The organism is Corallococcus exiguus (assembly GCF_009909105.1).
Classification (GTDB): Bacteria; Myxococcota; Myxococcia; order Myxococcales; family Myxococcaceae; genus Corallococcus; species Corallococcus exiguus.
This window is the reverse complement of the sequence record NZ_JAAAPK010000010.1, coordinates 81075-100666: the sequence shown is the minus strand read 5'-3', so window position 1 is coordinate 100666 and position 19592 is coordinate 81075. Positions and strand designations below refer to the sequence as shown.

Below are 19592 nucleotides of genomic sequence, written 5' to 3'. Positions count from 1 at the left end.
TATGATGCGCGCCGTGTCACGGGCCCTTCCTGCCGTGGGTGAACGCATGTCCGTCGCTCTTGGAGTCCTCGCTGGTATCGCCGTGCTGGTGCCCACCGCGCGCTGGTGGTTGATGCACCGGGTGGGCACACCCCGCGGTAGTGAGCCCTTCGACGGACATGTCTACCGGGTGGGCAAGGCCGTCATCGCCGAACGGCGCTGCGAGCAGCCCCGCGCCACGGTCATCGTCATGCACGGCTTCGTGGCGGACATGCGCTACTTCACGCACCACTACCGCGAGCCCGACCTTCAGCTCATCCTGCTGACGAGCTGCGACTACCACCTGCCCATCACCGACCCTCGCGAGGAACCCGCCCCCTGGGCCAAGGTGCCTGCCGAACCGGAGGGCACCATCTCCCATGACGCCGCGGTGCTGGTGCAGGCCCTGGAGCACCTGCCCCGGACGGACGTCGTGCGCGTCCACGGGCATTCGCGCGGAGGCGCCGTGGTCCTGGAGGCCGCGAAGCTGCGGCCGGACCTCTTCGAACGGGTGGAGGTCGTGCTGGAGGCGCCCGTGCTCCCGCAGGCCCGCCCCTACCGGAGCCTGACGCCCTCGCAGCTCTGGCTGCTGCCGTTCCTCATCCCGCTGTGGCGGCTCGCGCCCATCGCGCGGCACAACCGGGGCGCATGGGGGCCGCTGGAGAATGCTCGCAAGCGCGAGCTCATCATGGCCTTCCCGTTCAACCCGAAGCGGGTGGCGACGATGATGGCCAACCTGCGGGACATCGAAGCCTGGAGCCAGGCGCGCGATGCGTCCCTGTTCGGCAACCTGCGGCGCGGCACGGTGCTCGTTCCGGGGAAGGACCGGGTGCTGGAGTCCGCGTCCATGCGCGAGAGCGCCGGGCGCGCGAAGCCGGGGCTCGACGTGGTGGAGCTGGACGGGTGCAGCCACTTCGTCCTGTGGGACCGCCCGGATGCGATGCCCGTGCTGGCGCACACAGCTGAACGGTCCACCGGCGGCGATTGAGCTACGCGCTCTTGCGACGCCGCATCATCGCTTCGTACGAACGGCCCACGCCCTGGGAGAGGATGAGCAGCTCGCCCACGTCCGGCGGGGTGAACTGCTCCGCTCCGTTGTCCACGTAGAGCAGGTGGACCACCTTGCCGCGCACGAGCAGCGGCAGGATGACCGCCGTGGTGGGGAACCCGCCGCCGAGCAGTTGGTAGAACATGCCCATCGCCGCGTCGCGCTTCACTGGACCGACGTAGTGGGAGCGCAGGTCGCGCACGAGGCGGAAGGTGCTCTGGTCTCGCAGCGGCACGCCGATGCGACGGACGCCTTCGTCGCTCACGCCCTGCCCCATGCCGTGCCAGCCGGTGACGAGGTTGCCCTGCACGGACAGCAGCAGGCACCGGCGCCACTTGCCCATCGCGAAGCGGAGCACCGTGCGGGCCACGTCCTCGCGGTCCGAGCTGCGCGCAAGCTCCGCCTGGGCCTCCGGGAACGTGAGCGGCGTGGGAGGGGGAGCCACCGGCTTCGCGGCCACGGGTGGGCTCGCGGCGGCGCCCGGCGGCATCGCGCCCGTCGCACTGGCCTGGGCCGCGACGTGCGCGGGGACGCCCTGCGCACCCGCCTGGGCAGCCACATGCGCGGGGACACCGGCGGCTCCCGGCCCGCCACGCACCTGCGCCGCAGCCTGGGCTGGGACGCCCTGCGCTCCAGGCTGACCCGCGAGATGGGCAGGAACGCCTTGCGCTGCTCCGGGCTGCCCCGCGACGTGCGCGGGCACTCCCTGCTTCGCCGCGCCCTGCCCCGCCGGACTCGCGGCGGCACGGGCCATCTGCGCGGGTACTCCCTGCGCCGGGACGGACGGAGCGACGTGCGCGGGGATGTCCACTCGCGGCGGCACGGCCGCTCCGGGACGCGGCTGCGCCGGCATCGCGGGCCGGCCCTGGGGCGGCGTGGCCACGGGCGACTCCACCACCTCCTCGCCGGTGATGATGATCTCCCCCTCCAGCACGTCCGCTTCCGCATCCGAGCCACCGCGCAGCGCCTGCGCGTAGACGGACTGGAACTCCTCCTCGCTCATCAGGTCCGGCGGCCGCTCCGCCGCCTTCGCCAGCTCCGCCGCCGCCGCGCCCTTCGCGGGCCTCGGGCGGACGGCGTTCATGTCGATGGCCCGCAGCTGCCGGAACGCCTTCGCGTGCCGACGGAGCAGCTGGTTCATCCGGAACTCGGGGATGACCACCGGCACCACGCGCTTGCCCGTCTTGAACGCGATGGCGTCCAACGTCGTGAAGTCATGCGGGTTCAGCACCGCGACGCTCAACCGCGTCGCGTCCGCCCGCATGGGCAGGTACTCCTTGTCGTCCGCATCGTTGGGGTTCACCAGCGCCACGGCCTTCGGGTCGGGCACCATCTCCCCGGACGCGTAGGCGCAGTTGTGAAGCCGACCCAGCGCCTTGGACAGGTCCTGCTCGGACAGGAGGCCCAGCTCCACCAGGTTCGTCCCCAGCCGGCCGCCGTGGACCACCTGGGACTCCAGCGCCTCCTCCAGCCCCGCCGCCGACACGAGGCCGTCCTTCACGAGCAATTCACCCAGGCGCATGGGGCCGCTTGTAGCCATGCCCCGTCACCCTCCGCAAGCACCCGGCCGGGCACTCGCCCCTAGTCGTCTGGATGGTGGCTCAGCCCCACCCGGTTGCCCTCCGGGTCCCGCACGTAGAGCGTCCAGCGCGTCTCGTGCTCCAGCGGCACGCCCGCGCGGGCCAAGGTCTCCACCACCCCACCCCGTGCCTCGCGGGCAATCCGGAACACGAGCATCAGCAGCCCCGGCGCCGGATGGCGGAACGGCTCCACCTCCGGCGTCCCGTCCACCGCCTCGATGGCCAGGAAGGCGCCCCCTGGGACGCCTACCCAGACGCTCCGCAGGGTGCCGTCCTCCCGCAGGTGGCGCTTCAGTTCCGGAAAGCCCAGCAGGTCGCGATAGAACGCCGTCACGCGCTCCACGTCCTTCGCTTGAATCGCCACGTGGTGGAAGCCCTGAACGTCCTTCATGGGGTTGATGGTAGGGTCTGCCGGCCCATGGCGCGACTGCTCATCGTGGAGGACAACCAGGAACTCGCCTCCCTCATCGCCACGGTCGCGGAGACCCGAGGCCATGAGGCGGTCACCGTCTTCACGGGTGAATCCGCGCTGGAGGCCCTGGGTCCCCACTCGCGCTTCGACGCCGCGCTGGTGGACCTGCTGCTGCCGGACATCCGCGGCAGCGAGGTGCTGGGAGCCCTGCGCGCGCACGCCATCCCCGCCATCGCCGTCAGCGGTGTGTACAAGGGCGACCGCTTCGCCCGGGAAGCCACGCAGGTCCACGGCGCCTGCGCCTTCTTCGAGAAGCCCTTCGAACTGGACGGCGTGATCAACGCGCTGGAGGAGGCCGCGGGCGTGCCGCCCGTGACGCACGGGGAGCTGCTCGATGAGGTGGACCTGCTCGTCCTGGAGGAGCTGGTCCAGGAGACGCCCGCGGAGGATGAGCCCGCGCTCGAGTCCGTCCTCTCCCCGTCCGAGTCCAACGAACCCGCGCCCTCGGAAGCGCCCGCCGACGTGTCGGAGGCCCTGCCCCTGCCCTTCGCGCAGCGTGGCGCCGTGTGGACGGAGGCCGCGCCCGCGCCCGTGCGTCAGCGGCGTCAGTTGCCGGAGTGGTCGCTCGGCGGAGACCTGGCGCACACGTCGGTGCCGCGCCTGCTCAACGCCTATTACGAAGCGCGCCACCACGGCGAGCTGAAGCTGCGCCAGGGCACGGTGCTCAAGGTCGTCTACTTCGAGGCGGGCCGCGTGGTGTACGCCGCCTCCAACCTGGCCCCGGAGCGCTTCGGCCGGTTCTGCTTGCGCAAGGGCGCGCTCACGGAGGCGCAGCTCGCGGAGGCCGCGGGCTACGCGCGCGAGCACTCGCTGCGCACCGGCGACGCCCTGCTCAAGCGCGGCCTGCTGAGCCCCAAGCAGCGCCGTCAGCTGCTGGAGGAGCAGGTGAAGGACATCCTCTGGTCCACCTTCGCGTGGACGGAGGGTGGCTACGGCTTCAGCCCCATGAGGCCGCAGCGCGCGGACCTGGTGCCGCTGTCGCTCTTCCCCGGGGACCTCATCCTCGAAGGCGTCACGCGCACGGAGACGCTGGTGGCGCTGCGCCAGCGCATGGCGCCCGGGCGCCGCCTGTTCCCCACGGCGGATCCGCCCTACGGCCTGCACGAGCTGAAGCTGGCGGGGCCCCAGGCGATGCTGCTCGCGTTCGCGGACGGCACGAAGACGGTGGAGGACCTGCTCGCCCTCACGGACCTGTCCGAGCGCGAGGCCCTGGCCACCCTGCGCGGCCTGGAGCTGTCCGGCGTGCTGGAGGAGCGTCAGCAGACGCCCAACCGCCGCCAGCGCATCAGCTTCGGGCTCTGACGCCCCGCCGGCGCCGCGCGGCCCACGCCAGCGCGCCCAGCCCGAACGCCGTCACTCCCGAGCCTCCGCCGGAGCAGCCGCAGCCCGACGTGGAGGGAGGCGGAGGCTCCGTGTGCGACACGACGACCTCGCGCAGCGACGCAGTGCCCGAGTACTTCGGCGGATCCAGGAGCGCCGTGCGCACCACGTACGTGAGCGTCGCGGTCGAGCCCGCGGGCAGCGGCACCGGCTCCACCGCGAAGTGCTGCGCGGACGCGTCCGCCGGCGTCACCGGCCGGCCATTCAACGTCACGCTCTGGGGCACCACCTGCGCGCCGGTGACGGTCTCCTGGTAGCGGATGGAGCTCACGTCACAGGCAGTGTCGTTGCGCAGCGTCACCGTGACGCCCACCTGGCCGGAGTTGATGCCCTCCCCCGTCTCCGTGCGCCGCTCCACCGTCACGAAGGGCCGCGCGCCAATGCGCACCGCGTGCTCGCGCTCCGCCCCGCTGGCGCCCTCGCCCTCGGCCGACACCTTCAGGGTGACGAACTCGCCCACCAGGGACTCCAGCTGCGTGTCCACCGTGGCCAGCGACGCCGAGTCATCCTGGGTGACGGGCGGCGCCAGCTCCGGTCCTCCGGCAGGGTCCCACTTCAGTTTCACCGCCGAGCAGGCCCCCTCCGGAATCGTCTGGCGCAGCGTGCCCCGGGCGCCCTCGCCGCAGGTGGCGATGAGCTCACCGCTCAGCTCGCCCAGCACCACCTCGCGCGCCGACCGGAGGAATTCCGTCGTCGCCTCCGGCGCCATGACGCCGCCATCGGGCAGGGTCTCATGCACGCGCGCGCGCACGGTGTAGTTGGCGCTGCCGCACGTAGGGGGCAGGTCCAGCGCGAAGTCGCCTCCGCCTCCGGTGGCCGTCCACGTGTCGAACACCTTCTTGGGGTCGTCCCGGTCCTCCAGCGTCACCACCGTGGCAAGGAGACGCATGCCCGTGCAGTTGAGTGGCTGATCCGTCGTCACGTGGCCGCGCAGCATGCGCTCCTCCGCCGGCTCCAGTTTCACCAGCGTCTTCACCGATTCCACGGGCACCCAGCGCGGCTTCACCGTGACCTCCACGGCGGCCGTGGGGCTGTCGAGGACGAAGCCCTCCACGGTGATGCGGTTGAAGGCACGCAGCTTCAGCTTCAGGGCCTCCACGCACGTCGCCCCGTCAAGCAGCACGGAGTTGCCCTCGACGGGTTCCAGGTCCACGGGACGCCGGTCGTTCCCCTGGACGGCCGTCACCGTCGCGCCCGAGGGCTTCTCCAGGACCGACCAGAACGTCGACACCGGCGGCAGTCCTGGCGTTCCGGGAGAGCCTCCGCACACGTGGGTCGCCTGGGGAAGCAAAGCCGTTTTGGTGAAGACTTCACGCGAGGGGGCGGTAAACGGGACCTCAGGGGGGCCCCATGGGTGGAGCCGCACCGTGACGGTCGAGGGCGGGGAGTCCCAGGTTCCGTCATTCGCCGTCACCGCGTAGGTGAAGTTGGCCGTGTCCGGCTTGCAGCGGTCCTCCCGGGTGGAAGGGGGCGTGAACGTGGCCACGCCCGCATTCGTCACGAGCCCGGGTGCCCCGGGAGGCACCGTCCACGTGTACTTGACGGGCGCGCAGCCGGTGATGCCTCGCGTGGCGGTGAAGGTGCCGGAAGGCCCTCCCGCGAAGAAGTCGTTGCCATCCACCGCGTCGACGGTCACCTGGGGGGCTCCAGGCTTGACGGTGTGGTTCACCACCAGCTTCACATCCTTCGGCGTGTCGTGCGCCCCCAGACCGTCGGAGGCCACCACGTCCAGCCAGGACGTCTCGGTCTTGCAGATGCCCGTGGGCGCGGTGAGCGTCAGCTTGAGCCCGCTGTCCTCGTGCGAGTCGAGCGGCCCCTGAACGACGCGGATGGGACTGCCCGCTCGCACGGTGGCAGACAGCCGCACGGCATCCCCATCCGGGTCACGCAGCTTGAGCTCCACGTTCTCGGTCTTGCCCTCGTCCACGAAGATGGTGTCAGGAAGCTCGCTCACGTTGGGCGGGCTCAAGTTCTCGTAGATGAGGACGTTCTGCGCGGAGCCGTAGAGAATGGCGACGCAGTAGGACGCATCCGCGCAGGCCAGTTGCACCGCGGTCTGGGTGATGCCCATGGGGAAGTCCGTATTCCGGCGCCAGAGCGTGCCTGGACGCTCGGGGGGAACCACAGGCTCCGCGCTGTACGCCACCACATTGCCGTCTGACTTCTGCTTGATGAGCAGCAGCCCGAAGCCCGTCCCCGCGCTGGAGCCGCTCGTCACGTCGAGCGCGAGCGCGTCGACCGACCCAGGCGCCAGCAGGATGGGTTCGAACGGATAGGTGGAGCCGCCAAGCGTGCCTCGGAACAGACCCAAGTCGTTGCCGAAGAACGCGAGCGGCTGCTCCGCCGTCGAGCCCGGCAGAAGGGCGACGCCATGGGCCGAGTTCGGAGCGGCGATGCCCGTGGCGATATAGGACACCGCGCCCGTGCCCCGGTACCAGAGGAAGTTCGCCTTGTTCGCGGAGACGGAGAACAGCGCCTGGGGTTGCCCATCCGACTGAGGGGGCAGCACCGCGAGATGCGGCTGGGCGCTCAGGTCCGTCGGCGGGGTCGTCAGGGTGCCCCACTCGGCCGTTCCCTCTTTCGGGAGGAGCGAGGTCCGAAACCGCGGTGTCAGCAAGGGACCTTCGGCGGCGACGGCATACCCCACGCCCCCATCAGCTGTGACGCGCGCGGCCTTTACCTCGTAGTCGTTGCCGTCGTCAGGGAACAGACGCTTGCCGTCATCCGCGGGCGAGCAACCGGCCACGCTCTGGAGCGTCCCGTCCATGCGGATGCCCACCACGCAGTTGGACCCGCGCAGGAAGCTGCCCGCCGTGCCGACGTTGAGGGTCGTCACGACGCCATCCCGCGACACGTACAACTGCGTATCGGTCGCCACGGCGAAGAAGCCGGGCCGGAAGACGGTCACGTCCTTCGGATAGCTCTGGGTCGCGACGTTCCTCCAGCGCGCCTGGGCGACGCCCGCGCACAACCCCAGTCCCAGGATGAGCCACCCGAATCGCACGTTCGTCATCCCTCTGCCCGGCGCCTACCAGGCCACTTCCGCCCGGAGATAGAGGCGATCCGGAGCATCCTCCGATTCGGCCTCCAGACCCAAGCCGCTGAACCCCAGGACCGTGTACCCCAGGGCCACCCGCAGGCGCTCGTCCAGCCGGTAAGCGACCTCTGGCCGGAGCGCCGTCAGGCCCTGGTCGTCCGCCGCCGATGTACGCCGGGCGGCCTCCACCGCGACCTCCAGTCCGCCCAGCAGCCGCACCGAGGGCCGCAGCGTCCCCGTCCACACCCAGCGCGAGGACTCGCCCAGGCTGGAGCGTCCGACGTGCAGGCCGGACGCCACGGAGAGCCGCTCGCCCAGCCGCACCGCCGGCATCAGCGACACCGTCTGGAGCATCCGGTCTCCGAAGGCGAAGCGGGCACCCGGAGACAGCTCGCGCGTGAGGCCGTAGCGGGCCACCACCAGCCAGGGACCGGGCCGCCAGACGAGCGCCGCGAACCCTTGCGCGAACCGGGCCTCCAGCCCTTCCTGGCCCGCGGTGTGCGCGAAGTCCAACCGTCCGGAAGCCGTCACGTCCTTCATCAACTGGCCTTCCGCGGCCAGCGCCAGCACCACCTGGGTGCGGTCCACCGGGCCAGAGGCGCCACGCACGGGCGTGCCCTCTTCATGGCGCAGCTCGGCGCGCACGTCCGCGCGGAAGCGCTCGCGCAGCCACTGCGCGGACACGCTGGCCACGTCGCGCGTGAGGTCGCTCTGGATGTCCAGCGGGCTGCGCACGCCGCGCTCGTAGCGGGCACCCGCGCTGAAGCCACTCTGTCCCGCCGCCCACTGGAAGCCCACGGCGCGCGCCCGCCGCATCGCCATGGCGTCGTGCGCGCTCACGTCCTCCACGAACAAGGTGGTGCCATCCCCGACCTCCGTGCGAGCGCCCGTCACCGCGCGGCCCGCGCCAAAGTCCGGCCCGTCCACGTCCACGGAGTAGCCGCCGTAGTAGGTCTCGCGGCCGCGCTGCACGCGCGCATCCAGCCAGGCCTGGGGGCCCAGCTCCGGGCCCCAGCCGGCCTTCACGCCCACGGCGGCGGCGTCGTCCAGTTGCACCTCCACGCCCGCGGAGGTGAACGTGTCGTTCATCCGGCCCAGGCCTTCGCCGCGCTCAAGCAGCCGCTGCCGGTGCGCCGCGGACACGGTGAGGCGGGACGTCAGCACGCGGGACACCGATACGCCCAGGGACGTCCGGCCGCCTTCGAGCGCGGGGCCCTCCCCGGGCACCTCCGTGGCACGCAGCCAGCTGTCGCGCAGCTCCAGGCGCACGCTTCCGTCGAAGCGCTCATAGGCCACGGCGGCGCCCAGCGTGCGGGCACCGAAGGGCGTGTCCTCGAAGGGCAGGCGCGGATCCGCCGAGCGCCGCTCGTCGCCCAGGAGCGTGATCGCCACCGGGCTCACGGGCTGCATTGCGCGCAGGGACAGCTGCCGGAAGCGGGCCGCGTCCAGGTGCTCGCCGTCGGAGAAGCCCCTCGAGCGCTCGCGCCACGCGGCGTCCACGGAGCCCCCCTTCCCGGGGCCCAGCACGCCGGGGCCACTCACGCGCAGGGTCACCGCGCCGCCGTGGTCGTCCAGCGTGCCCACCGGGCGGAGGAAGGACAGACCGCCGTCGTCCGACACACCGAAGACGGTGGGCTCCACCGCGATGCCCCGGCTGCTCGCGGCCTCGGCGAGGAGCGAGTATCCCCACAGCTTCGTCTGTCCCCGCCCCGACAGGAGCTGGAAGGGGGCTCCCAGCCGGCGCTCGCGCACGGCGGCCAGGGCGACGGTGGAGTCGCGCCAGCGCGCCCAGGCTTCGCCGCCCACCGAGTCGCGCGGATCCCCCGTGTGCAGCACGGCGTAGTCCACGACGAGCACCGGCGCCGGCGTCTCGGTGAGCGCGTCCGTGCGCAGGAGCGACGCGCCGATGAGGAACGACAGCGGGCGCGCGAGGAGGATGCGGCCCGCCAGGTAATCAATTTCGTAGTCGCGGCCCCGGATGAGGTGCTGTTCGCCCAGCGGCAGGCCGGTGACGCCGTCCCGCACCTCCACGCGAACCAGCTCGGAGCCCTCCGCCACGATGCCGCCGCCCAGGTAGTAGAGGCTGCCGCCGGTGGCACTCAGCTCCTCGTGCGCGGGCGTCGCGGCCAGGCCACGCGTGGGGTCCACGAGCCCGCCAGCGAAGGCGTCCAGCCCCACGCTCACGGGGCCCAGCTGTTCGCGCAGCTCCGCGTAGGGACCGAAGAGGGGGCGGTGGTAGCGGCCCACCTCGCGGTCCTGCAGGAGCGCGCGATAGGTGCCAAAGCCCGCGCGGCCGTACTGCTCGTGCCGCGCTTCCAGGCGCAGGCGTCCCTCCGCGGGGTTGGGCGTGAGGGACACGGAATTGTCGCCCCACTCCGCCGGGGCGAGGTCGGGGTCGGGCCAGCGGTCGAAGCGCTCGGGCCTCCGGGGACGCAGCCAGTCCGCGAGCGGCGCGTCGTCCAACTGGCGCAGGTCGGTGTCGGTGAGGTCCAGCTCGCCCACCACCTGCACGGGCCCCAGCTGGGCTTCGCCATGGAGGGCACCGCGTCCCCGCAACCGGAAGCCACCACCGGCCGGCGCGATGCTGGCCTCCACGTCGAGCAGGCCCACGACGAAGGGTTGGGCACGCGCCTCGACGGTCACGGTCACGGCACTCCAGGACCGCTGCGGCGGAGCCATCGAGATGCGGACGGTGTTGCGTCCCGGGACGAGTCGCACGGGCAGGCGGACCTCCCCGTCGGGGCCCGCGAAGAGTTGGGTGTCAGGGGTCGTCACCTGGGTACCAGGGGCGACCTCCAGCCGCAGGAAGGTGTCTCCCGTGGGCAGGGGCACGTCCGGGGACAGCCCGCGCATGGCGCCCAGGCGCTCCTTCGCGTGAGGGATGACGATCCAGCCGTGCTCACCGCGCCGAACCACGTCGAAGGATTGCTGGGCGAACTCCACCGCGCCGCCCTGCGAGGTGGTGGTGATGGAGATGACGTTCGAGCCCGGCGTCAGCAGCACGGTCGCGAGCCACGCGCCGGAGTCCTCCACGGTGGCGTCCACGTCGCCCGCGCGGACCCGGTCTCCGGGAGAGGCCTGGCCGCTGATGAGGAAGCGCAGCTTCCCGCTGTCGGCCGCGCGCGCTTCCGGGGGACGGCTCTGCTCGGAGGTGGGGGCCGCGCGCGGGGGCGTGGGTGGCGGACGCACGGCGAAGTCCTGGAGGGCGACGGCGCCCCAGGGCACCTCCACGGTCGCGACGCGGGGGACCACCTGGCTGGACGTCGGCAGGCTGCGCGGATCCACCTTCAGCGCATGGCGGCCGGGGCGAAGGTGCGGGCCGCCGATGAGGTCCGGCACGCGCGAGTCCACGCCGGTGAGGTGGTAGCGGCCGAAGGCATCGGTGCGCACCTCACGGCCGGTGGCCAGCACCAGGCGCACGTCCGCGAGCCCGGGTTCGTCGGGCCCACAGAGTCCATCTCCGTCCACGTCCACGCAGACGCGCCCGGCGATGGTCGACGCCTGCGTCGGCAGGTCCGACGACAGCGACTGCGCGGACGCCACGGACGACAGCAGGAGCAGCGCGAGCAGGAAGCCCGCGGTGGTACCCGGACCCAAGGCCCTCCGCGACACCCCAGCCCTCAAGGCCGCACCTCTTCCACCGCCGTCACGCCGGTGCGCACGTCCGCCACGGACACGCTCACGGGGCCCTTCGCGCCATGCACGGTGAAGCGCGTGAGCCCATCCTGCACGGACTGCTCACCCCGCTCGCCCTCGGACAACGCGACGTGCACCGGGCGGTCGCGCAGCACCTGCCCGCTTGGGTCCTCCACCCAGCACGTCACCCGGGGGCCCTCCACGCGCACCCGCACGTTGACCGGCAGCGGCGGCGCCAGCTTCACCCGCTCCACGACAGGCGCGGGCACCAGCGGCGCGGACTCCGGGAACACCGGTCCCTGGGGGGCCAGTACGTGCACCGTGACGTCGAGCCCCGGCCACACGTCGTGCGACACGCGCACCTTGCCGGTCACCAGCCCGCCCACGAACACCGTCCCGTCCTCCCCCGTCACCCGCGCCGCGCCGTTCACCCGCAGCGGCTGACGGGGCACCGGCCAGCCTGCCAGGTCCACCACGCCCGCGACGAGTTCCGTGTCCTGCCGCCACACCGCGATCCGCGCGGGCTCCATCCCGAGCGGACCGTACGCGCGCACCGTCACGTCCGCGTTCACCAGATACCCGTTCTCCGGAACGGTCCACGGGACCGTGAACGTCCCCGGAGGGGACTCCACCGCCGGCCCCGCGGTCCACTCGGCCGGGGTCAGCACCACCTTCGCCTCCGGCCGGGGCTGCCCTGCCGCGTCCCGCGCCGCCACCACCACCCGCGCCACCGACCCCACGTGCACCACCGGCTCGGACAGCGACACCGTCACGTCGCGCACCGCGCCCTGCACCAGTTGCATCGGCAGCGACTCGCGCGACCCCGGGCCCCGCTGCGGCCACGCCGCCTCGATGCGCTCATCCGCCGCGAGCGTGCGCGGCGCCGTGTAGCGCCACTCCAGCATGCCGTTCGCGTCGCGCCGGGGCCCTTCCAGCCGGCCGTGCTTCGCCTTCACCGTGACGCGCGCATCCGCGACGGGCTGCCCCTTCGGATCACTCGTCGCGCACAGCAGCCGGGCCTGGGACACGCCGTCCGCGGGCAGCCGCTGCGGGTTGAGCACGCACGCCAGGCCATCCGTGGGCGGCAGCTGGAGGTCGATGCTGATGCGCTCCACGTGGCCGGATTCGTCCTTCACCTCGCCACGGGCCAGCGGGTAGCCGGGAGGCACCACCAGCGGCAGCACGAAGCGCCCGGCCGCGTCCACCGGCACGGGCCCGAAGCGCGTCCCCGCCACCTCCAGCGACACCTGGCCTCCGGGTTCGCTCTTGCCGGGCAGGTTCACCGACGACGCCAGCGGCACCAGCAGCCGCCCGTACGCCCCATGCACCGACTGTGGATGCGGCCACGCGGACAGCGCCACCAGGATGGCCGCCTCGGGCAGGCGCGTCGGAGGCAGCACGTAGCGAGCGGTGTACGTGCCCGGCCCGGTGTGCTTGAGCCCCTCCAACTGTCCGGTGCTCGCGCGCAGCACCGGCGGCGCGCCGCTGTCATCCGGCGTCCCGTCCGGCCGCAGGCGCTTCACGGTGAGCGTCGCCTCCGTGTCGCGCCCCTTCACGGGCAGCGCGGGTTCCAGCGACAACTCCATGTGGCTCGCGGGCGGCCCCACGTCATAGCGGGCCTGGGCCTCCTCGCCGTCCCCCTTCACGCGCACCACCACCTCGCGCGCCTGGGCCTTCGGCACCACGACCCAGGTGCGCAGCGGCGGAACGTCCGGTCCGGGCTTGAGCTCCGCGCCCTCCGCCGTCACCGACGACGGAGTGAACGCTACCGGCCGACCTCCGGCGTCCCGGCGCACCACCGCGACCGTGAAGCCCTCTGGAGGCACGGGCACGTCCGGACCGAGCAGCTCCAGCGAAGCCGCCCAGACCGGGGCACAAAACAAGACCATCGCGGAGAGCAGGAGACGTTCCAGGGCTTCCCAACTCTACAAGGCCCTCCGCCGGGACTGCACCACTTTGGTGCCGCAGGGCGTGCGAAGGGGCTCTCCGTCCGGCCCGCGGACATTTCCGTCAAACCACCCCACCCGCCATGTGAGGTCCTCCGCGTAGGACCCGCAGGCCGACCCGGTGGATCAGGGAGGATCCCAGATCCCTCCGGCGTCGACCTCGATTGTCCCCGGCCTCTTCCGCGAAGGCGGAGGAGGAGGCGGCGGCGGGACCAGGGTCAATTCGTGCTGCTCGTCCTGGCGCGCGCCGCCCACGCCCACGGCGGCCACCTTGACCAGGTTGGAGCCCTCCGCGAGCGGAACGTCGAGCTTGAACGTCCCAGCCTCGTTGGCGAACACGCTGACGCCGTCCACCGTCACCCGGTTGAACGGATCCGTGCGGCCGACAACGGTGACCTCGCGCTGGCGCTGCTCGCCCGTGGGCCACTCCATCTTCAGGAACACGGTGCTGGGGATGGGCTCCGGCTCAGAGAGCCCCTTGCCGGGGCGGACGATGGACCGCTGGCCGGCGCGGACGATGACGTACTTGCCCTCCTTGTCGGACAGCTTCACGTCACCTTCACGCGTGCCCACGCTCACGGTGCCAGTCCCGTTGTTGCTCATGGTGAAGGTACCCTGCGAGGTGCTGGCCTCCGCGTTGCCGTTCTTCGCCTTCAGGACGAAGGTATGGCGCACGTTGGGACGGCCTCGCACGGTGGCGGTGGCCAGACCGCTGCTCAGCATCACCTTCGACAGCTCGTTCGAGATCTCCTCCACGGAGATCTCCGTCTCGGCCTCCATGCGCAGCTCCACGGACTCGCCGTTGAGCAGCACCGCCCAGGATCCGCGGCCGGTGCGCACCACGTCCGTGGGCCGCAGCGGCATGTCCTTGCTGGCGGGCTCCCAGGTCCCGGCCTCGCCGTGCTTCACGTCCACGGTTCCTTCGAAGGAGCTCAGCACCAGCTCCACGGCCTTCTTCGCCTCCGCCTCCGCATCCGTGACGACGCGGCGGGGCGGCTCGGGCGGCGGCAGCGGCGCGGGAGGCTCCCGCAGGAAGACGAACCAGCCCACCGGCAGCGCGGCCAGGATGAGCACGAGCCCGATGAGGAACGGAGCCTGTCGCCTGTGGGATGGAGAAGCAGCCATGCGAAGGTCCTAGCTACCACACGCGGCGGGCGTCATGCCCGGGGCAGCACCACGGTGAACCGGGCTCCCTGCCCTTCTTCCGAGCGGACCTCCAGCGTCCCCCCGGCCTCCGTGACGATGCGCCACGCGACGCTCAGTCCCAGGCCCACATTGGACCAGATGTCCTTGGTGGTGAAGAAGGGCTCGAAGATGCGCGGCCGGATGTTCTCCGCGATGCCCCTGCCGGTGTCCTCCACCTCCAGGGTACACATCCCGTCGCGCTCCCCGGTACGCAGGGTGAGCCGCTTCACCGGCGTCTTCAGCATCGCGGTGCGCGCGTTGGACAAGAGCGCCAGCACCACCTGCGACAGGTGCCCGGGGTCCGCCTTCACGCGAGGCACCTCCACGCTCAGCTCCGTCACCAGGTCAATGCCCTCCCCGCGCGTCTGGTTCTCCGTGAGGCTCAGCGCGTCGCGAACCACCGCGTTCAGGTCGATGGGCCGCAGGTCCGGGCGCTCGCGCTGCTGGGAGAAGCGCAGCAGGTTCTGGGTGATGTCCTTGCAGCGCTTGGCGCTCTGCTCGATCTTGCGCAGCGTTTCGAAGTCCACGTCATCCGCCTCGCGGTCCAGGAGCAGCAGCTGCACGTTGCCCAGGATGCCGGCCAGCGGATTGTTGATTTCGTGCGCCACGCCCGCGCCCAGCTGGCCCACCGCCGCCAGCTTCTGCGCCTCCACCAGTTGCAGCTGCGCCGCGCGCAGGTCCGCCGTGGCCTCCTCCACCCGGACACGCAAATCGTCGTTCCAGCTCATCAACCGCGAGCGAGACGCCTCCAGCTCCGCGCCCATGCGGTTGAAGGTGGACGCAAGCTCGCTCAATTCGTCCTGACCCTCCACGCGAAGGCGGCGCTCCAGCTCTCCTCGGCCATAGGCCTCCGCGCCCTGCACCACGTCCGCGAGCCGTCGGTCCAGCCGCCGGGTGAAGAGCGCGCCCAGCGCCAGGAGCACCACCAGCGCGCCCGCCACGGACGCGAGCACCGTGGTGCGCAGCTCCCGCACGGGCGTCAGCGCCAGGGCCTCGTCCTCCGTCACGACGACGCCCATCTCCAGCGTGTTCACCCACGCCACGCTCACCCGGCGCGCGGGGTCCTTCAGCTGGAAGCTGCGCCCGCCTTCCGCGCCCAGGGCGGACTCCAGCGAGGTGCGAAGCTCGGGCTCCAGCGCCGCCATGCGCCGCGCGGGCTGGGAGCTGGCCACGACGCGCCCTTCGGCGTCGACCACGTCCAGCCGCTGTCCGTCAATCGCGCGCCGCGCGAGCAGCGCCTCCAACTGCGTGAAGACGAGCTCCGCGATGGCGTAGGGCGCGTCCTCCGAGGCCCCCAGCTTCACCGCCACCGCCACGGCGGCCACGCCCGAGCCCGGGTGCACATACGCGCTGCCCAGCGCCGCCTGGCCCTTGCCACCGTCCCGGAAGTTCTCCACCGGCACCGCGTGCGCCAGCTGACGGACGTTCGCGGCGTCGAAGGCGGGATGGCGCTCCAACGGCTCCGCGCTCCGGAACACGGCGGGCCCCAGGGGCTGCCCGTTCGAGTCCGCCTGGATGACCGCGCTCACCGAGGTGGACTGGCCATACAGGAGCATCAGCATGCCGCGCACCTCTTCGGGCGTGGCGCGCTCCCAGGGCAACAGCTCCGCGGAGCGGGCGAGGCCGTTGACGACCTCCATCAGGCTCGCCTCCACGGCCTCGGCGGTGGCGGTGGCGAGCGCACGCTGCTGCTCATCGATGCGCTGGGCCAGCGCGTGCTCCGAGCGCGACAGCAGCAGGAAGCCGACGATGGCCAGGGGCAGCACCGTCGCGGCGAGCATGAAGAGGACGAGCTGCTGGTAGAGCCTCATCCGGTGACGGACCGGACCACGCGCTCTAAGTCGCTGCGCAGGAAGACGGAGCCGGGAATCGCCTTGGCCCGCTTCTTCATGTCCGCGGCCCGGCGCGCCAGCTCCGCGTGGTCATGCGCCACGCCGTCCGTCATCACCGCCACCACGGACACGCTCATGATGGGGAACTCGCGCTTCTCCCCGAAGCGGTCCTCCGCCTCGATGTGGCCGCGCTCCCGGTCCTGCCGGTCGTAGTAGAGCGGGATGATGCGGTCGAACTGCTCGATGGCCCGCTGGCACACCCGGTCCACGGACTCCACGGAGGTGATGAAGACGAAGTCGTCGCCGGCCACGTGGCCCAGGAAGTCCCCCGGGCCGCCTTCCTGCTGGAAGACCTCCCGCATCAGGTCACCCGTCTGGCGCACCACGCCGTCCGCCTTCGCGAAGCCGTAGTAGTCGTTGTAGGCCTTGAGGTTGTCCAGGTCCAGGTAGCAGAACGCGAACGGCTGGCGCGCGGTCAACCGGCGCTGCACCTCCCGCTCGATGGCGGTGGAGCCCGGCAGCTGCGTGGTGGGCGACGAGGACAGCTCCTGCTCCTTGCGCCGCAGCATGCTCTCCACGCGCGCGCCCAGCTCCAGCGCGTCGAAGGGCTTGGTGATGTAGTCGTCTCCGCCCAGCTTCAGCGCGCGGACCTTGGACGACGTCTCCGTGCGAGCGGAGATGAAGATGACGGAGATGTGGCCACTGGCGCGCTCGGCCTTGATCTCCTCCAGGAACGCGAACCCGTCGCCGTCCGGCAGCGTGACGTCCAGCAGCACCGCGTCCGGCCTGCGCTCGCGAAGGGAACGCCGGCCCTCCTCCACGGTGTGCGCGACGCCGACCTCGAAGCCCAGGCCTTCCAGCACCTCGCGGCAGATGGAGGCGATCTTCGCGTCGTCGTCCACCACCAGCACGCGACCGTGCTGTGCCCCGGCGCGGCCCCGCGCCAGCGAGTCCACCGTGGCCAGCAGCTTGTCGCCGGCCAGGGGGCGCACGAGGAACGCGTCCGCGCCGGCACGGAAGGCGCGCTGGCGCTCGTCGAACGCGGAGGTGAGCAGCAGCGGCGCGCGGCGCGTCTCCGGATCATTCCGGAGGATCTCCGCCAGCCGCAGGCCGTCCACGTCCGGCAGCCGCACCGACACCAGCACCACGTCCGGGTGGAGGTTGCGAGCGGCGGAGAGTCCTTCTTCCGCGGAGCCCGCCAGGCGCACGCGGTAGCCCCGGGCGCCCAGCAGCGCCTTCATGATGTGGCCCACCTCGGGCTCGCCCTCGATGATGAGCACCTTGCCGCGAGAGTCCGCGCGGATGGGCTGCGGCGACGGCAGGAGCGTGTCCACGGTCGCCTGCGACAGCACGTCCTGGGGCGGCTCCGTGGGGAGCACGGCGATGAAGCGCACGCCGTTGTGGGACGGCTCGGACCAGATGCGTCCGCCGTGGGCCTCCACGATGTTGCGGCAGATGGGCAGGCCCAGGCCGGTGCCGCGCACGGTGCGGTTCGCCTGGGTGCGGGCCTGCTCGAAGCGGTCGAAGATGCGCTCCAGGCTCTCTTCCGGAATGGGGTCGCCGCTGTTCCAGCAGGAGAGCACCACGTAGCCGGGCAGGCTGGACGTGGCGCGCAGCTCCACGCGCACCTCGCCGCCGTCCGGCGTGAACTTCACCGCGTTGTTGAGCAGGTTGTTGAGCACCTGGTTCACGCGGTTGGGGTCCACCATGGCGCGCAGCGGGTGCTGGGGCAGCAGGGGCACCACGCGGATGCGCTTCTCCGCGAAGGCGGGCCCGTACTTCTCCACCACGCGCTGGACGAGCTCCTCCAGGTAGATGCGCTCGAAGCTCATCTTCAGCCGGCCCTGCGCGTACTTCGACAGGTCCAGCAGGTCATCCACGATGCTGTTGAGCTTCTCCGCGGAGTCCTTGGCCAGCGACAGGTAGCGGTGCTGCCGCTCGTTGATGTCCCCCGCCATCCGGTTGAGCACCAGGTCCAGGGCGCCGGTGATGGAGGTGAGCGGCGTGCGCAGCTCGTGGCTCACCATGGAGACGAAGGTGTCCTTGCGCTCCTCCAACCGCTTCTGGTCGGTGATGTCTCGCAGCACCACGCACACGCCGCGCAGGGTGCCGCGCGCGTCGTTGACGGGCGTCACGGTGGTCTGCACGGTGCGCTCGAAGAGCTTCACGTCCTCGCGCAGCACCTGGTGGCCGCTGTACTCCAGGTTGCGGACCAGTTGGAACGGCTGGAAGCCCAGGCGCTCCTCCAGGAGCCGGTTGGAGGGCCCCTCCCCTTCCTCCCCCGCGTGCAGGATGCGGCGGGCCGCGGGGTTCATCACCACGATGTCGTTCTTCTCGTCGGTGAGCACCACGCCGTCCGCCATGGACGCGACCATGCGCTCCATGCGGTGTCGGGCCTCTTCCTCCGCGGAGCGCAGCGACTGGATGGCGTCCGCCGTCTGGTTGGCGAGCACGTCCAGCAAGAGCCCGTCGTCCTCCGTGAACGCGTCCGCGCGGTGGGAGAACAGCGACAGCATGCCCACGGGCTTCCCAGCGGCGGTGAGGTTCACCGTGAGCTGGTTGGGGTAGACGACGGGGGACGAGGAGTCCTTGGTGGTGGTGCCGGTGACGCGGGTGATGACCCGGTCCTCCGGCAGCGTCAGGCCGCTGCTCTTGCGGTACGCGCCGAGCATGGACTCCTTGACGCCCAGCAGCGCCTCTTCACCCACGTTGCCCACGCAGCGCAGGCGCAGCGTGGCGCCCCGCTGCCCGTCCGGCGCGATGAGGGCCGCGCCGCAGTCGTACGGCAGCACGCGGGCCACGGCGGTGAGCACGCGGTCGATGATGGCGTCGTAGCTGGCCGGGTCGTTCGCGCTGGCGCGGCTGACCTCATAGAGGACGAAGAGGGCCTCCACCCGCTGGTGCAGCTGGCGGATGAGCTTCTCCTTGTCCTTCTTGAGCTGGGCGAACTCCACCGCGTTCTTCACGGTGATGAGCAGGTCGTTCACGTCCCAGGGCTTGGTGACGTAGCGGTACACCTGGCCCTGGTTGATGGCCGCGATGATGTCCTGCGGATCCGTGTAGGCGGTGAGCAGCAACGTGGTGACGTCGATGCCCTCCGCCCTGGCGGCGTTGACCAGGTCGATGCCGGTCATCTCCGGCATGCGCTGGTCCGTGACGAGCACGTCCACGGACTCAGTACGCAGGATTTCCAGGGCTGCCTTGCCGTGGGGAGCGGTGAGGACGCGGTAACGTCGCTGGAACATCCGGCTGAGGATGTCCAGGACGTCGGCCTCGTCATCGACGAAGAGCAGCGTGTGGCGGAGGTCGGACACGGCGGTGCCAAGTGTACGCCGAGATCAACGCACCTCCTCAAGCCGCGAGAAGGTCGGGCGGGGGGCAGCACGGCGGGTATGGGTGGGGGTACTGAACAGATTGACTCTACACGTATGTTCAGGGAGCATGGGGCACTGAAATTC

The 19592-nt window shown here is 71.6% G+C and carries 10 protein-coding genes; 2 read left to right on the top strand and 8 right to left on the bottom strand.

The annotated features are described in order from the left end of the window. The first annotated feature begins 46 nt into the window (after nucleotides 1-46). Complete coding sequence (locus GTZ93_RS31320; protein WP_139915500.1) at nucleotides 47-1006, top strand: alpha/beta fold hydrolase; 960 nt, start codon at nucleotides 47-49, stop codon at nucleotides 1004-1006. A 1-nt stretch (nucleotide 1007) separates the two neighbouring features. On the opposite strand, the gene GTZ93_RS31315 is transcribed toward GTZ93_RS31320, so the two are convergent. Further along, nucleotides 1008-2588 carry a GspE/PulE/PilB domain-containing protein gene (locus tag GTZ93_RS31315; protein ID WP_139915504.1) on the bottom strand — a complete coding sequence of 527 codons (1581 nt, stop codon included), beginning with the start codon at nucleotides 2586-2588 and terminating at the stop codon, nucleotides 1008-1010. 59 nt (nucleotides 2589-2647) lie between these two features. After that, nucleotides 2648-3037, bottom strand: a complete 390-nt coding sequence (locus GTZ93_RS31310; RefSeq protein WP_121760309.1) for a VOC family protein — start codon at nucleotides 3035-3037, stop codon at nucleotides 2648-2650. A 27-nt stretch (nucleotides 3038-3064) separates the two neighbouring features. Between GTZ93_RS31310 and GTZ93_RS31305 the strand changes: the two genes are divergently transcribed. Continuing rightward, nucleotides 3065-4420, top strand: coding sequence for a response regulator (locus GTZ93_RS31305; protein ID WP_139915501.1), 1356 nt, complete (start codon nucleotides 3065-3067; stop codon nucleotides 4418-4420). On the opposite strand, the gene GTZ93_RS31300 is transcribed toward GTZ93_RS31305, so the two are convergent. From GTZ93_RS31300 to GTZ93_RS31275, 6 genes are all read right to left on the bottom strand, one after another. Next, a complete protein-coding gene (locus GTZ93_RS31300) occupies nucleotides 4404-7511 on the bottom strand; it encodes a hypothetical protein (RefSeq protein ID WP_139915502.1) in 3108 nt (1035 codons plus the stop codon). The genes GTZ93_RS31305 and GTZ93_RS31300 overlap by 17 nt on opposite strands. Before the next feature lie 15 nt (nucleotides 7512-7526). Continuing rightward, nucleotides 7527-11132, bottom strand: a complete 3606-nt coding sequence (locus GTZ93_RS31295) for a flagellar motor protein (protein WP_261778918.1) — start codon at nucleotides 11130-11132, stop codon at nucleotides 7527-7529. A 23-nt stretch (nucleotides 11133-11155) separates the two neighbouring features. Beyond that, nucleotides 11156-13060 carry a hypothetical protein gene (locus GTZ93_RS31290; RefSeq protein WP_139922651.1) on the bottom strand — a complete coding sequence of 635 codons (1905 nt, stop codon included), beginning with the start codon at nucleotides 13058-13060 and terminating at the stop codon, nucleotides 11156-11158. A 183-nt stretch (nucleotides 13061-13243) separates the two neighbouring features. After that, nucleotides 13244-14242: a FecR domain-containing protein gene (locus GTZ93_RS31285; protein ID WP_139922654.1), complete on the bottom strand. Its 999-nt coding sequence runs from the start codon at nucleotides 14240-14242 to the stop codon at nucleotides 13244-13246. A 32-nt stretch (nucleotides 14243-14274) separates the two neighbouring features. After that, nucleotides 14275-16113 (bottom strand): sensor histidine kinase, encoded by a 1839-nt coding sequence (locus GTZ93_RS31280; RefSeq protein WP_139922656.1) that lies wholly within the window; start codon nucleotides 16111-16113, stop codon nucleotides 14275-14277. Then, nucleotides 16110-19448: a response regulator gene (locus tag GTZ93_RS31275; protein WP_139922659.1), complete on the bottom strand. Its 3339-nt coding sequence runs from the start codon at nucleotides 19446-19448 to the stop codon at nucleotides 16110-16112. The genes GTZ93_RS31280 and GTZ93_RS31275 overlap by 4 nt, the downstream gene beginning before the upstream one ends. Nucleotides 19449-19592: the final 144 nt, after the last annotated feature.